The organism is Sphingobium sp. EP60837 (genome assembly GCF_001658005.1).
In the GTDB taxonomy this organism is placed as follows: domain Bacteria; phylum Pseudomonadota; class Alphaproteobacteria; order Sphingomonadales; family Sphingomonadaceae; genus Sphingobium; species Sphingobium tyrosinilyticum.
The window spans coordinates 2,049,734-2,064,192 of record NZ_CP015986.1 but is presented as its reverse complement, the minus strand read 5'-3'; the positions used below and the strand labels follow the sequence as shown (position 1 = coordinate 2,064,192).

General features: G+C 64.4%; 13 protein-coding genes. 3 read left to right on the top strand and 10 right to left on the bottom strand.

Annotation, left to right across the window (positions count from 1 at the left end; translation table 11 throughout):
* Nucleotides 1-30: 30 nt before the first annotated feature.
* Genes fliG through EP837_RS09960 form a run of 4 tightly spaced genes read right to left on the bottom strand, consistent with a single transcriptional unit; the run spans nt 31 to nt 4,385 of the window.
* Nucleotides 31-1,044: a flagellar motor switch protein FliG gene (gene fliG, locus EP837_RS09975; RefSeq protein WP_066526986.1), complete on the bottom strand. Its 1,014-nt coding sequence runs from the start codon at nt 1,042-1,044 to the stop codon at nt 31-33.
* The gene (fliF, locus tag EP837_RS09970) at nt 1,037-2,767 is read right to left on the bottom strand and encodes a flagellar basal-body MS-ring/collar protein FliF (protein WP_066526984.1); all 1,731 of its coding nucleotides are present in this window, start codon (nt 2,765-2,767) and stop codon (nt 1,037-1,039) included. Before fliF ends, fliG begins: the two co-directional genes overlap by 8 nt.
* A gap of 1 nt (nt 2,768) precedes the next feature.
* Complete coding sequence (gene fliE, locus EP837_RS09965; RefSeq protein WP_066526982.1) at nt 2,769-3,128, bottom strand: flagellar hook-basal body complex protein FliE; 360 nt, start codon at nt 3,126-3,128, stop codon at nt 2,769-2,771.
* Between the two features lie 12 nt (nt 3,129-3,140).
* Entirely contained in the window at nt 3,141-4,385 is a 1,245-nt protein-coding gene (locus tag EP837_RS09960; RefSeq protein WP_066526980.1) for a sigma-54 interaction domain-containing protein, read from the bottom strand.
* A gap of 326 nt (nt 4,386-4,711) precedes the next feature.
* On the opposite strand from EP837_RS09960, the gene EP837_RS09955 reads away from it, so the two are divergent.
* The 3 genes from EP837_RS09955 (at nt 4,712) to mdoH (ending at nt 9,195) form a co-directional block, all read left to right on the top strand.
* A complete protein-coding gene (locus EP837_RS09955; RefSeq protein ID WP_066526977.1) occupies nt 4,712-5,545 on the top strand; it encodes a flagellin N-terminal helical domain-containing protein in 834 nt (277 codons plus the stop codon).
* A 215-nt stretch (nt 5,546-5,760) separates the two neighbouring features.
* Entirely contained in the window at nt 5,761-7,245 is a 1,485-nt protein-coding gene (locus EP837_RS09950) for a glucan biosynthesis protein (protein WP_066526975.1), read from the top strand.
* Nucleotides 7,246-7,305: 60 nt separating this feature from the next.
* Complete coding sequence (gene mdoH, locus EP837_RS09945) at nt 7,306-9,195, top strand: glucans biosynthesis glucosyltransferase MdoH (protein WP_225870533.1); 1,890 nt, start codon at nt 7,306-7,308, stop codon at nt 9,193-9,195.
* Nucleotides 9,196-9,387: 192 nt separating this feature from the next.
* On the opposite strand, the gene EP837_RS09940 is transcribed toward mdoH, so the two are convergent.
* The 6 genes from EP837_RS09940 to EP837_RS09915 form a co-directional block, all read right to left on the bottom strand.
* Entirely contained in the window at nt 9,388-10,119 is a 732-nt protein-coding gene (locus EP837_RS09940) for a FliA/WhiG family RNA polymerase sigma factor (RefSeq protein ID WP_066526972.1), read from the bottom strand.
* Between the two features lie 13 nt (nt 10,120-10,132).
* Complete coding sequence (flhA, locus tag EP837_RS09935; RefSeq protein WP_066526969.1) at nt 10,133-12,253, bottom strand: flagellar biosynthesis protein FlhA; 2,121 nt, start codon at nt 12,251-12,253, stop codon at nt 10,133-10,135.
* A 9-nt stretch (nt 12,254-12,262) separates the two neighbouring features.
* Entirely contained in the window at nt 12,263-13,084 is an 822-nt protein-coding gene (locus tag EP837_RS09930) for a flagellar biosynthesis protein FlgJ (protein WP_066529141.1), read from the bottom strand.
* A gap of 158 nt (nt 13,085-13,242) precedes the next feature.
* The gene (locus EP837_RS09925; RefSeq protein WP_066526967.1) at nt 13,243-13,551 is read right to left on the bottom strand and encodes a hypothetical protein; all 309 of its coding nucleotides are present in this window, start codon (nt 13,549-13,551) and stop codon (nt 13,243-13,245) included.
* Between the two features lie 8 nt (nt 13,552-13,559).
* Nucleotides 13,560-13,838, bottom strand: a complete 279-nt coding sequence (flgM, locus tag EP837_RS09920; protein WP_066526966.1) for a flagellar biosynthesis anti-sigma factor FlgM — start codon at nt 13,836-13,838, stop codon at nt 13,560-13,562.
* Nucleotides 13,839-13,883: 45 nt separating this feature from the next.
* Nucleotides 13,884-14,429: a flagella basal body P-ring formation protein FlgA gene (locus EP837_RS09915; RefSeq protein ID WP_225870532.1), complete on the bottom strand. Its 546-nt coding sequence runs from the start codon at nt 14,427-14,429 to the stop codon at nt 13,884-13,886.
* Nucleotides 14,430-14,459: the final 30 nt, after the last annotated feature.

Genomic DNA, 14,459 nt, shown 5'->3' with positions numbered 1-14,459 from the left:
ACGTCATGGCTGCTGATCGAGCCCAGAACCTTAAACAAAGTCGTTCCCCTTGCCGCCCAGCATGATGGTGCCCGCATCGGCCATGCGGCGCGCGGTCGCGATGATGAGTTTCTGCGCGTCCATCACCTCGGCGAGGCGGATGGGGCCGCGTTCCTCGATCTCGTCGGCGATCGCCTGAGCCGCACGGGCAGACATGGAACCGAAGATCTTGCCCTTCAGCATGTCGTTCGCACCCTTCAGCGCCACGACCAGCACGCTGCTGTCGATGGTGCGCATCAGCGTGCCCATATTCTTGTCATCCATGTCGATCAGGTTATCGAACACGAACATCTCTTCTTCGATGGTCTGCGCGATCATCTTGTCGCGCTTGGCGATCGCCTTGATGATCCGCTGCTCATTCTCCTTGCGGACATTGTTCATGATCGCGGCTGCTTCGATCGTGCCGCCGCGCTGCGAGGCAGCGCCCTGTTTCTTGGACGTCGAACCGCGCAGCAGCAGCTGCTCCAGGTCGTCCAGCGCCTCGTTGGACACCGAACCGAGGGTCGCGATGCGATAGACAATCTCTTCCTGATATTCGGCGGGCAGCAATTGCAGCACGTCGGCGGCGACCGGCGCTTCCAGATGAGCCAAGACGATCGCCATGATCTGCGGATGCTCCGCTTCGATCAGCGACGCGACTTCCTTGGCGTCCATCCACTTGAGCATTTCGAGCTGGGTGGAGCGCGTGGGCGGCGTGATCCGCGCCAGGATCGTCTCAGCGCGTTCCTCGCCCAAAGCCTTGGTCATCGCGCCCCGGATATGACGGGTCGCGCCGTAGCCGATGGTGGTGCGCTTCTTCGCCTTCGTGACGAAATGGTCGAGCGCCTCGTTCACTTCCTCGACCGCAACGTCGGCGACGTCATACATCGCGTAGCCAAGCTGGCGGACTTCGTCGGGCTCCAGGCGGGAGAGGATCTGCGCGGCCTCATCCTCGTCGAAGAGCATCAGGAGGACGGCAGCGGCGGCGCTGCCCTTGATCGCGGGGGCGGTAGCGGCCTCAGCCATTGTCCTTCTTCCCTTCCTTCAGGAGGTCGCGGACGACAAGGGCGGCGCGATCCGGGTCCTGCTTCACGAAGTTGCGAATGAGGTCGGCGCGCTGCGCATAGTCATAGGTGGACGAAATCATGTCGAGCGTGACGGCCTTGCTGCCATCAGGAGCGATCGCGGCCTGCTTGGTGATCTCCGTCGAGATTTCGCGGCCGATCTTCTGGCCCTGGGCGGCGACATCGGCAGCGGCGGCTTCCTGGGCGGCGGCGCGGCGCTTCAGCAGCGGGCGGCCGATGCCGAAGACCACCAGCAGAGCGACAGCGAGAGCCGAGAGATTGCGCACCAGCGGCGAAACCCAGTCGGCTTCATACCAGGGTGCCTTCACTTCCTCGGCCTTCACGAAACTGCGCGAGGACAGAGCGACCACGTCGCCGCGTGCCTGATCGAAGCCGACCGCGCCCTTCACCAGCGCTTCAAGGGCTGCGATCTCCTGCGCGCTGCGTGGCTTGCCATCCGCGCCATTGTCCAAAGCGACCGCGACCGACAGGCGCTTGACGGTGCCGATCGCGTCCTTGGTCACCGACACTTCGCGGCCCAGCTCAAAGCTGCGGTTGAAGGTTTCCTCGGTCTTCATCGGCGCGCTGGCCGGGGTCGCGGGCTGGTTGGCCTGCGCGCCCTGGCTGACGGCCTGGCCATTGGGATTGGTCTGCGTAACAGTCGGGTTGACCGGCGCCTGGTTGCTGAGCGCGCCGGGAACGCCGCCCGCCTCGCCGCCTGCACCCTGGCCGCGCGGATCGGAGGCCCAGCTGCCGGTTTCGGTGCGCAGGCGCGCTTCGTCCTGCGGATAGGTTTCGCGGGTCGCCTGGCGCTCGGCGAAATTGAGTTCGGCGCGGACCTCGGTCGAGAATTTGCCTTCGCCCAGGATCGGCGTCAGCAGCGCGATGACCGACTGGCGATAGCGATCCTCAATCTTCGACTGGACGGCGAGCTGGCGGTCGTCGGCTGCATTGCCGTCATTGTTGCTGAGCAGCCGTCCATTCTGGTCCACCAGCGAAATCTGGTCGGGGCTGAGTTCCGGGACCGACGAGGCAACGAGGTGAACGATCGCGCTGACCTGTGCGTCGGTCAGCGTGCGGCCCGAAGCGAGGCGCAGCATCACCGAGGCGGACGGCTTGGCCCGTTCGCGCAGGAAGACACTCGGCGGTTCGACGGCGAGATGCACCTTGGCGCTTTCGACGCTGTCGATCGCCTCAATCGTGCGGGCCAGGTCCATTTCGCGGGCGGACCGCAGCTTTTCGCCCTCGACGGCGCGGCTCGCCCCCATCGGCAGGCTGTCGATCATGCTGTTGCCGTCAGGCGCGCTCTTGGGCAGGCCCTGGGCGGCGAGCATCATCTTCGCCTTGAAATAATCATCCTCGGCCACGGTCATCGCGCCCGAATTGTCGAAGTCATAGCGCATGCCGTTCTGGTCCAGCACCTGCGCCACCGCCGACTTGTCGGCATCGGGCAGGCTGCGGAACAGGTCGCGCTGCGGCGGCTCGCGCAGGGCGAGCCAAGCCGCGCCCGCCGTCGCGACGACGCCGAGCAGGCCGAGCAGCGGCAGGCTTTTTGCCACCGCAGGCTGCTTGATGAAGCCGGTGAAGCGCGCCTTAAGCGCATCGGTGCCGCCGAAAGAGGAGCCGCTGGTTGCGGGGAGAGCGGCCGCGCCGCCGACATTGGTGGTGAGTGCGTTCTCGCTCATATTACACCGGCATGCTCATGATGTCCTTGTAAGCGGACAGGAGTTTGTTGCGGACCTGAAGGGTCGCCTCGAAGCTGACCGACGCCTGCTGCTTGGCCAGCATGACGGCGGCGATGTCGGTCGTTTCGCCACGCTCGAAGGCGGAAGCCGCCTCGCCCGCCTGGCTCTGCAGGCCGTTGACCTGTTGCAGCGCGGAGTTGAGCGCCTCGGTAAAGCCGCCGGGCTTGGTGCCCTCGGCCCCGCCGATACCCGCGCCACCGCCGACCGTCCCGGTCTGTGCGACGTCGCGCAGGGCGGCGTTCTTCTGGAGGATGGCGTTGCGGATGGCCATCACGCTGTCAGTTGGGGAAATGCCGGTCATGCCTTACCTCCCTCAAGCCGCTGCAAGTTCGCGCATCTCGGCGAGCCGATAGCGCAAGGTGCGTTCTGAAATGCCCAGCTTGCGGGCGGCGGCGGCGCGGTGGCCGTCCGTCTCGCGCAGCGCGGCGCGGATCGCATCGAGCTTCGACTGGCGGGCGACATCGCGCAGGCGCACCGGCTCGGCGGCAGGCGCGGGTTCCACCCCCACCACGCGCAATTGCGGCGCACCGGCGATATGCAGGTCGTCCGCGTCGATCCGGTCGCCGTCCCGCAAAACGGCCGCCCGCTGAAGCACATTGCCAAGTTCACGGGCGTTACCGGGCCAGATATGGTCGGCAAGCTTGGAAAGCGCGGCGGTGGTCGGCCAGACGAAATCCTGATGGCGCAGCAGCATGGCGGCGGCGATGGCGGTAACATCGCCCGGACGCTCCGAGAGCGGACGCAGCTCCAACGGCATGACGTTCAAACGCCAATAGAGATCTTCGCGGAAGCGGCCAGCGGCGACTTCAGCGGCGAGGTTGCGGTTGCACGCCGCGATGATGCGGACATTGACCGGCACCGGATGGGTGGCACCGACGGGGAGGATTTCGCTTTCCTGCAGCGCGCGGAGCAGCTTGGCCTGCAGCGCCAGTGGCAGTTCGGCAATCTCGTCGAGGAACAGGGTGCCGCCGTCGGCCGCCAGGAACAGCCCTTCCGACGCGTTGGCCGCGCCAGTGAAGCTTCCCTTCTTGTGACCAAAGAGCATTGCTTCCATCATCGTTTCAGGAAGCGCGGCGCAATTGACCGCGATGAAGTCGTGCGAAGTACGGCCCGACTGCGCATGAAGGAAGCGCGCCATGCCTTCCTTGCCCGTGCCGGTGTCGCCCTGGATCAGGACAGTGGCGTCGCTGCGGGCGACACGCCCGGCCAGCGTCATCAGGCGGGTGCTGGCGGCGTCGCCAACTGCCGGAATGCTTGCCGGGCGGATGAGTTCTGCGATCAGGGCGAAGGCGAAGGCCATGTCTTCAAGGCCGAAAGCGACGCGGGCGGGCAGGCCATTGGCCGCCGGAACCAGCGAAGGCGTGCCCTCGATCAGGTTGATCAATATGTCGCGATGAGTGGCATGACCGATCTCGGTGGCCAGAAGGACGCGGCGATCATCTCGCTCGCGCGGGCTTTGCGCATCGACGATGCGCACTAGATAAAAGGCGTTTTCCAGCCAATGCTGCAGGCCCGGAACGAGCGCACAGACACCTCGGCTCACGTCAAGCGACGACATGATAGTCCCCAATCATTTTGGCCGGATTGTGCCCCCGCACGTTCCAACCCCCTTCGATGATCCTGAAAATGCCTTCGCGTGGTTATCATCTAGTTAATGCGGCAATTACCATGTCGCCGGGCGGCAATTTTCTTCCGCATTGCCGCCATGCCGATGATGCTTCCTAAACATGCGCGCGTGAGAGCCTCGGATTTGCGTGCTTTTTGAATTTTTCTGAAAAAAATCGCGCCCTGCCCTAAAAGCTTTTTTCCGCCTGCCGTTATCCCCTTTCGAGGCCGCAAGCAGCCTGATGGCAGCGACCTGATAGGACATAGAAAGGGAATATCATGACTGTTATCGGAACCAACTCCTCCGCTCTGCGCGCCGCCAACGCTTCGGCTCTCGCAGGCAAGTCGCTGACCACCGCGATGGAGCGCCTGTCGAGCGGCAAGCGCATCAACAGCGCCAAGGACGACGCTGCCGGCCTCGCCATCTCCTCGCAGATGACTTCGCAGATCAAGGGCATGACCCAGGGCATCCGCAACGCCAATGACGGCCTGTCGCTGGCCCAGACGGCGGAAGGCGCGCTCGGCGAAGTCACCAACATGCTGCAGCGTATCCGCGAACTGGCCGTCCAGTCGGCTTCGGAAACCTACGCCGCCAGCGACCGCACCAACCTGAACGCTGAAGTCACCGCGCTGAAGTCGCAGATCACCAATGTCCTCGCCACGACCGAGTTCAACGGCGTCCGCATCTTCAACAGCGCCGCGACCGGCACCACCTACACGGCTCAGGCTGGCTCCATCGACATCCAGGCAGGCGCCAACGCCAGCGACGTGGTGACGATCACCTTCAGCTCGCTGACCGACCTGGCCGCCGCGACGGCAGTCGATACCGCCGCCAACGCCGCCACGGCGATGGGCAACGTCGATACCACCCTGACGGCCGTCGCGACCGCCCGTGCTCAGCTGGGTGCCGCGCAGAACCGCCTGGACTCGACGATCAACAGCCTGACCAACAACATCACCAACCTCAGCGACGCCCGCAGCCGCATCGAAGACGCCGACTTCTCGGCCGAAACGACCGCTCTCGCCAAGGCGCAGATCCTGAGCCAGGCTTCGACCGCGATGCTCGCCCAGGCGAACCAGAGCCAGCAGAACGTCCTGAAGCTGATCCAGTAATCCGGACCAGCCAACCAAATTGACCGGCTGAGGTATTGGTCACCTTGCAGACGGTCATGTAGCCCCCGGCGCATCAACAGTCCCCACCGCGCCGGGGGAAACACTTCGATCGAACGGCCAGCATATCAGAAGCCTCCGTCCCCCCGGGCGGAGGCTTCACCGCTTTTTGGGGGTACAAGGCTTGCAATGTGCCTCCATGCGCCCATCATGGCGGCATGATGAAGATTGACCGGCGCGCGGTGATCGCCGTTTCAGGCGCAACGCTCCTCTTCCCCCGATCGGCCCTGGCCCAGCCGAGAGCCGAACGCTTCTCATGGGAAACGGTAATTGCAAGCGCCCAGCGCTTGGCCCGCCAGCCTTATAAGGAAACGCCTCATCATCCCGGAGCGCGGAACGTCAATTACGACGCACTTTATCAGGCGCGTTTTCGGGAGGACCGGACAATCTGGGGCGACCTGCCCGGCGACACGGGCATTCAGCTTTTCCCGCTGAGCGCCTCGGCCGAACAGCCGGTCGAAATCGCGCTGGTCGAAAATGGCCGCGCCACCCCGCTGCGCTACGACCCCAACATCTTCGACGCGCCTGCCGACAACGCCGTGCGCAAGCTTGGGCCGAACGCGGGCTATGCCGGGTTTCGCATCATGAATGCGGCGCGTGACGGTGACTGGCTCTCCTTTCTGGGGGCCACCTATTTCCGCTCGCCCGGCGCCACCAAGCAGTTCGGCCTGTCCGCGCGCGCGATCGCGATCAACACCAGTATCCAGGGCAAGGAGGAATTCCCCCTTTTCACCCATTTCTGGCTTGAGCGCACCGGGCGCAGCAGCGTCACCATCTATGCCCTGCTCGACGGCGCCTCCATCACCGGAGCCTATCGCTTCGTGAGCGAACGGACACCGCAGGGCGTACGGCAGGATGTCGATACGGTACTTTTCCCCCGCCGCGCCATTGCGGAACTGGGGCTGATGCCGATGACCAGCATGTTCTGGTATGATCAGGCCAGCCGATCGTCCCGCACGGACTGGCGACCGGAAATCCACGATTCCGATCTGCTGGCGATCGGCAGCGCCGATGGAACGGTCCATGCCCGCCCGTTGATAAATCCTGCCGCCCCCCGCGTCGATGCGTTCACCGAGCGCAATCCATTGGGCTTCGGCCTGATGCAGCGCGATCGGAATTTCGACCATTATCAGGATGACGGCGTATTCTACGAACGCCGACCGTCGCTTTGGGCAAGCCCGCTCAAGCCCTTTGGCGGGGGCCAGGTCCGGCTATATGCCTTTCCTACCACCAGCGAATATGTCGATAATGTCTGCGCCTACTGGACCCCCGCCGCTGCGGTGCGGGCGGGCGGCAGGATCAATGCGAGCTACCGCCTCGACTGGTCTTCTGCGGGTGGGCCAGCCAAGGCTGGCGCGATATTGGACAATATCTGGACCGGCCGTGCGAGCGAAGCAGGCGTGGACCGCCTGATCCTGGACTTTTCCGGCGTTTCCTCCGAGGTGAAGCCTGATATTTGGGTGGATGTGGCGGGGGGAACGGTGGTCCAGAAAGGCGGCTATCCGGTTCTCCATCAGTCCGGGCTGTACCGCGTCGCGCTCGATATCCGGCGCGATAGCGGCCAACCGGCTGATATCCGCGTCCAACTCCGTAGCGGCAATCGGCCGTTCAGCGAATATGTGCATTATCCGCTCGGTGCTTGAGGGAACCGGCGATGACCGGGCGCATTGTCGCGTCCGTTACGATTTCAGAACGGACCGAATATGACGGTGATCAGTGACGGGCAGATGGACGACCAGGCGGAGACGCCAGCGCCTGCGCGCGGGTTCGAGCATGTGCCCGCTGAGATGCCGCTCGTCATGCCCGAGCAGGATTTCCGCGAGCATCCCCGCGACTTCCCGCACCGGCCGCTGAACATCGACCAATGGGCGCGGCGCTTGCTGGTCGTGCTGCTGGCGCTGCTGCCTGCCTCCATGGCCGCGCACGAGATGCGGCGGTCGATTGGGCTGGATGGCATTTCACTTTGGGAAGGCGTCTATCTCGCCCTGTTCATCCCCCTTTTCGCCTGGATCGCTTTCGGCTTCGCCACCAGCCTTATTGGTTTTCTAACGCTGACCATGGGCAAAGGTCCGGGGGTGCGCCCCTATCGGGGGCAGTTCGCAGCCCCCCTTCGCGGCCGCACCGCTGTCCTGCTGCCGGTCTGCAACGAGGATTTCCTGGGCGTCATGGGCCGCCTGTCGATCATGGAACGGTCGCTGGCGCAGGTGATGGGCCATGAGCGGTTCGAATTCTTCATCCTGAGCGATTCCAATCCGGCCAATGGCGAGATTGAGCGCGAAGCCTATCTGAAGATGCGCAAGGGCTTTTCGCGCCCGGTCCACTACCGGCGGCGCGCGTTCAATATCGGCCGCAAGCCCGGCAATATCGCGGAATGGGTGCAGCGCTTTGGCGGCGGCTATGACTATATGATCGTGCTGGACGCCGACAGCGTGATGAGCGGCCAGACCATGGCGCGCCTGGCGCTCGACATGGAACGGCACCCGCATGTCGGCCTGATCCAGACCGTGCCGACCATCGTCGGCGCCGCCACCTTCTTCGCCCGCTGGCAGCAGTTCGCGAGCAGGCTGTTCGGCCCGATTTCCGCTGCGGGCATGATCTGGTGGGCCGGCTCGGAAGGCATGTTCTGGGGCCATAACGCCATCCTGCGCACAAAGGCGTTCGCGCAGAGCTGCGGCCTGCCCGAACTGCCGGGTCGTGCCCCCTTTGGCGGGCATATCATGAGCCATGACATGATCGAAGCCGCGCTACTGCGCCGCCGCGGCTGGGACGTGCACATGGTCATGGCGGACGACAGTTTTGAGGAATTTCCTCCCTCCCTGCCCGACCTCGCCACCCGCGACCGGCGCTGGTGCCAGGGCAATATCCAGCATGTGCCGCTGATCCCGAAGATCAAAGGACTGCATCCGGTCAGCCGCTTCCAACTGCTCGTCGGGGCGTCAGCCTATTGCACATCGCCTTTGTGGCTGGCGCTGATGCTGGTGGTGCTTGGCGGGGCGCTTGCGGGCGTGTGGCCGCCCAGCGCCATCCTGCCGTCGGGCGGGCTGCTGGCGCTGACGGCGGTGCTGTTGTTCGGGCCTAAGTTGCTTGCGATGCTATGGGCAATGGCCGACCCCGCCCGCCGCATCGGTTTCGGTGGGGCTGCGCGCATGAGCCGGGGCGTCATCGCTGACATCGCGCTGTCGATCCTGATGGCGCCGGTCAGCATGCTGACGCAGACGATCAACCTGTTCGGGATATTGATGGGCCGAAAGAGCAGTTGGAGCGGTCAGATCCGCGACCGCGACGGCATGGCGATGACAAGCGCCATCTGGCTATTCAAATACCATATCATGCTGGGCGGCGCGCTCACGGCCCTGGCGATAAGGGGCGGCACGTCAGTTGGCTGGATCATTCCGGTGGTGGCGGGACTTGTGCTGGCGCCCGTCCTCGCCGCCTTCACGGCGCGCAAGGATCTTGGCCACAAGGCCGAACAGAGCGGGCTGTTTCAAGTCGCGGAGCCCTGGTGGCGCGCGCAAAGCTATCGCCCGCCGCATTATCCCGAACAGGTGCGGGGACGGCCCGCGCTTCAGCAGGCGGTCGCGAACGATCGGTAGGCAGGCTCGTCATGCTGATCTCGTTTCGGCATGGATTTTGCCTTACCGACCGAGACCGATCCGCAGACATGGCCCTTATCCAAGTTCAGGGTGACACCGAGATTGTGACAAACTGCTCTTCCGTTCGCTTCGAGCGAAGTCGAGAAGCCGCACATAGCGTGTCTCGACTGCGCTGGACACGAACGGACGGGGTCAATCCCACTCCCGCAGCTTCTCGCGCAGCTTGTCGAGCGCCGCCTTCTTGATCTGGCACACCCGCGCGGCGCCGATGTCCAGCGCCTGCCCGATTTCCTCCAGATTGAGTTCCTCGACGAAATAGAGCTGCAACACCAGCGCCTCGCGCTGCGGCAACTCTCCAATGCATTTGGCGAGTGCGGCTTTAAGCGACTCCCGCTCCATCACATCGTCCGCTCTATCCTCGACATCGGCGAACCACATGGACTGGTCGGAATAGACCTCATCCATGCTCGTGTGCTGGACCATCTCGCAACCGTCCGCCAAGTCGCGGTAGGTCGCGGCGTCCATCTCCATCTCGACCGCCATCTCTGCTTCCAGCGGGGCGCGGCGGAGCTGCTGCTCCAGCCTGCTCCGCACCGCCGCCAGTTGCTTGCGGTTCGCCATGGCTGACCGGGCCAGTGTCGCACCTCGGCGCAAATGATCGATCATCGCGCCGCGCACGCGCAGTTGCGCGTAGGAGGCAAAGCCAAGGCCGCGATCTTCAAAAGCATTGGCCGCCTCGACCAGCGCGACCATCCCGATCTGCAGCAGGTCCTCAACCTCCACGGCGCTCGACACCCGACCATGGACATGCCAGGCGATCTTGCGCACCAGCGGCATGTAGCGCCGCGCCAGTTGTTCGGGACTGTTGTTCGACCGGCCGTAAGTATTGGCATCGGAACCGGCGACGACCTTCTTCATGAACATGGGTCAGTTATCCTCAGGCGACGCGTTCGCGAGTGGGAAGCGGATCGTGGCGGGGCGCGGGCCGCTGCTCGCCACCGACCACGGCGACGACTTCCACGCCCTTGCCATCGGGGATTTCCAGGAAGGAGAGTACCGGCGTTTCCGGCAGGTGCGGCTTGAACAGGCGGGCGAGCGCACGGCGCGCCACTGGCGAGGTAACGATGGCGAAGTTGCGCGCCTGCCCCATGATCGGCCGCGCAGCCTGCACCACCGATTCGATGATCCGGTTGGCGAGCGCGGGTTCGATCGGATGCTTGGCGTCGCCTGCCACCCGCATGGCCTGGGCGAGCAGCGCCTCCAGGTCGCCATCCAGCGTGATGACCGGCAGCGGCATCTTGACCGGCACAAGACCCTGGATGATCAGAGCGCCGATCCGCTGGCGAACGGCTTCGACCAGTTGTTCATGGCTCATGTCGGGCCGCGCGGCATCGACCATCGCCTCGCAGATGCGGCGGAAGTCCTTGAGCGCGATCCCTTCAGACAGCAGCGCACGGCAGAGGGCGGAAATCTGCGTCAGGCTGAGCGTGCCGGGCGTCAGGCCATCGACCAGTTGCGGCGCGGCGTCCTTGAGGTTGTCGAGCAGCTTGCGCGCTTCGTCCAGGCCGAACATCTCGCTGGCGTTCATGGCGATCAACTGGTTGAGGTGCGTCGCGACCACCGTCGGCGGATCGACCACCGTATAACCCGCGACCACCGCCTCGCTGCGCTTGGCAGGCGAAATCCAGACGGCGTCGAGGCCAAACGTCGGGTCCTTGGCCTCGCGACCGGACACGACCCCTTCCAGCGCGCCACTGTCGAGCGCCAGCAGGTCTTCGGGATAAATCTCGTCCTCGCCGACGACGACGCCGGCGATGGTGATGCGATACTGATTGGGTTCGAGCGCCAGATTGTCCTTCACGCGGACCATCGGCACGACGAAGCCCAATTCCTTCGAAAGCTGGCGACGAATGCCGGTGATGCGGGCCATCAGCGGCGCACCCTTGCGCTCATCGACCAGGCTGATGAGACCATAGCCGATCTCCAGTCCCAGGATCGCGCCGTCCGACACATCATTCCATTCGATGACCGCGGGATTGGCGGGTTCGGGCATTGGGGCCGGTTCGGCGGCCTTGGCCTTCGCTGTCTTGCGCAAATGCCAGGCGATCGCACCGGCCACGGCCGCCGCCGTCAGGATGATGAAGTGCGGCATGCCCGGCAGGATGCCGAGGAAGCCGAGGATTGCGGCGACCGGAACCCAGGCGCGGCCCGATCCGAACTGATTGGTGATCTGGTTGCCCAGATCGTCCTCGCTGCCGACGCGGGTCACGATAGCAGCCGCCGCGATCGAGAGCAGCAGCGCCGGAACCTGCGCCACCAGAGCGTCACCGATCGCCAGAACGATATAGGTTTGCGCGGCCTCACCGATCGCCAGGCCGTGGCTGACCACGCCCAGGATGATGCCGCCGACGATGTTGATCGCCAGGATCAGGATGCCCGCGACCGCATCGCCCTTCACGAACTTGCTGGCGCCGTCCATCGATCCGTAGAAATCCGCCTCGGTCGCGACTTCGCGGCGGCGAATCTTGGCTTCTTCCGGCGTCATCAGGCCAGCGTTGAGATCAGCGTCGATCGCCATCTGCTTGCCGGGCAAGGCGTCCAGGGTGAAGCGCGCGCTGACTTCCGACACGCGGCCCGCGCCCTTGGTGATGACCACCAGGTTGATGATCATCAGGATCGCGAAGACAAAGATGCCGACGACATAGTCGCCGCCGATCAGGAAATGGCCGAACGCTTCGATGACATGCCCCGCCGCATCGGAGCCCTCATGCCCCTGCACCAACACGACACGGGTCGAGGCGACGTTTAGCGCCAGCCGCAGCAGGGTCGCGAACAGCAGCACCGTCGGGAAGCTGGAGAAGTCGAGCGGCTTGGCGGCATTGAGCGCCACCATCAGCACCGCGAGCGAAATCATGATATTGGTGATGAACCCGACGTCCAGCATGAACGCGGGCACCGGCACCATCATGAACAGCACGACCATCAGCGTCGCGATGGGCAGCACCGCCCCCTTGGCGGCGTTCGTCCAGATCTTCGCTTTGACTTGGGCGGGAGTCATATCGGGCCGTTACCTTCCGAGGGTGGCGAGCATGAGATAGGCGAGGCGCGCGGTCTGCGGGTCTGGCCGGACGGAGACGTCGGCGGCGGTCGCAAGGCGCTGGGTTTCGATCCGCACATAGTCGGCGGGCTGCACCGTCTTTGCGCCTTCCGACAGCGAGGCGGCGGCATATTGGATGGGGCCGGTATCAAGCGAATCGACGCCGCGCTGGAGCTTGGCGGCAAAGCGATCGCGGATTTCCGCGAAGCTGCGCGGGCTTCCCGAACGGTCGTAGAAAATCGAGCGGTTGGCCCGCGCCGCCGCCGGAAACATCGAAGCCGCCGTCGCGTCAGGGGCGCGATCATGGACGGACAGGAACTTACTCGCCCCGCCGACGCCCAGGAAATGCGCGAGATACAGATCGACCGGCTCGGCCTCGCGGCCCAGGCGCTGTTCCAGATAAGCCTTGTTGTCGGCCGCATGCTGGGCGGCCATGACGGAGGCGGTCTCAGGATGCTTGCGCAGGTCGAGTATCTGCTGCCGCAGCTCGGGATCGGCGACATAATAGCGGCCGTTGCTGCCCCGGCTAATCGACTCTGCCGCCCAGCCAAGGCCATATTCGCTGCCATGCTTGTCGATGACGGCAAGCCAGCTTTGATCGACGAATTGATAGAGGCCCGTCGCGGACGAGGTCGTCGCGCGCGCCGTGGGATTGAGGCTGCTCTCGATCTTGGCCTGGCCGAGCAGATAGGCGAAATCCACGCCCGTCCTGCGGCTCGCCATGGCGATCGCGTTGGTCACGCGGTTGCCGGCCGATGCGCCTGTCGCTGATATGTCTGCAAAAGCCGACAAAGAAAAATCCCCGTTGGTACCGGGGAGCATTAGAGCAAGGCTTATGCCAAGATTTGGTTAACGCGAGCTCCATAAATGTTGATGGCGCGTTCAGCATGAAAGAAAAAAGGCGCCTCGCGGCGCCCTTCTCACACACAGCCATCGAATTTATTCGCGCTCTAGCGCCCGTAAACCAAAGGCGCCTGGGTCGATCCATGCGCCGCGAGCAACGACAAGCGCTGCCCCGCATGATCGGTCAACAGATTGATTCGCACCCGCGCCGCTTCAATCAGCGGCAGCAGCGCGGTCACTCGGTCGCGAATGGCCTCGTCGGCACGCCAGGCGCCGATCGCGCGCACGGCTGCGGCGCTGCTGCTCACATGGGCAGCGGCGGCGTCGATGGCCTCCACATCGGTGCCGTCAAGCGCAACGCGCAGCTCCTCGAAGGCCGAGAAGAGATCATCCAGCGCTGCAAGCCCGAGCGACATAGGAAAAGTTATCCGTTAACCGGCAGGTCGAGCGCGAGCATCTTGTCGGCAATCGCGGCCGGATCGACCGGATAATTGCCTGATGCGATGGCTGCCTTGATCGCAGCGACCCGGTCCATATCGACCGGCGCGCCTTCGGCCGCCATGCGTGCAGCGGGGCTCGCCGATGCTCCAGACGTCGAAACGCCAGCCGACCCCTTGTCGGAAAAGGTCCGCGTCTTGCCGCTTTCCCGCAAGCGGGAAGCCTCAATGGCGGCGCTGATACTCTGGCCGACAGATTTGATCATGGCTTAAATCCTTCACTCGTCCCGCTCACCCTATAACGGCAGGGTTCAAAAATCATTAAATCCCGGAATGCGGACCGTGCCCATTCCCACAACCTGAGCCAGAACAGGCGCAGCTTTCTTGTCTTCACGCACGCGGATCGTGTCGCCGACCGCGCCATCCTCGTCCGCGACCATCATCCGCGAAACGCTGAAGTCCGCATTACCCGCGACCAGTTGGACCGGGTCGCCCCGCTTTACCACCATGTCGCGCTGGACTGGCCGAGCCACAGCGCCATAACGCGCTGCCGGCGCCGCCGCAGAAGCGCCGCCGCCCGCCAAAGGCACGCGAATGCGCCAGCCCACTGCGTCGCACTTCACGATCGCCGCGCCGAATACCGGCCCTTCGATGCTCGGCGTTCCCGGACAAGCCGCTAGGCGCAACCGCCGATCGACCGGAGCCACGGGCCCGCCCGGTTCGCCGATATTGGCGCCCACGGTCATGGCGACCAGGCTGTCGATGCGATCCAGATTCTCGAACTTCTGCTGCGCCAGCACAGGCTCGGCACCCGCTGCTGACAGCAGGATAAGGGCAATCAAGGGCAGCTTGTTCACGGCAGATCTCCGCATACGGACAGATTCATG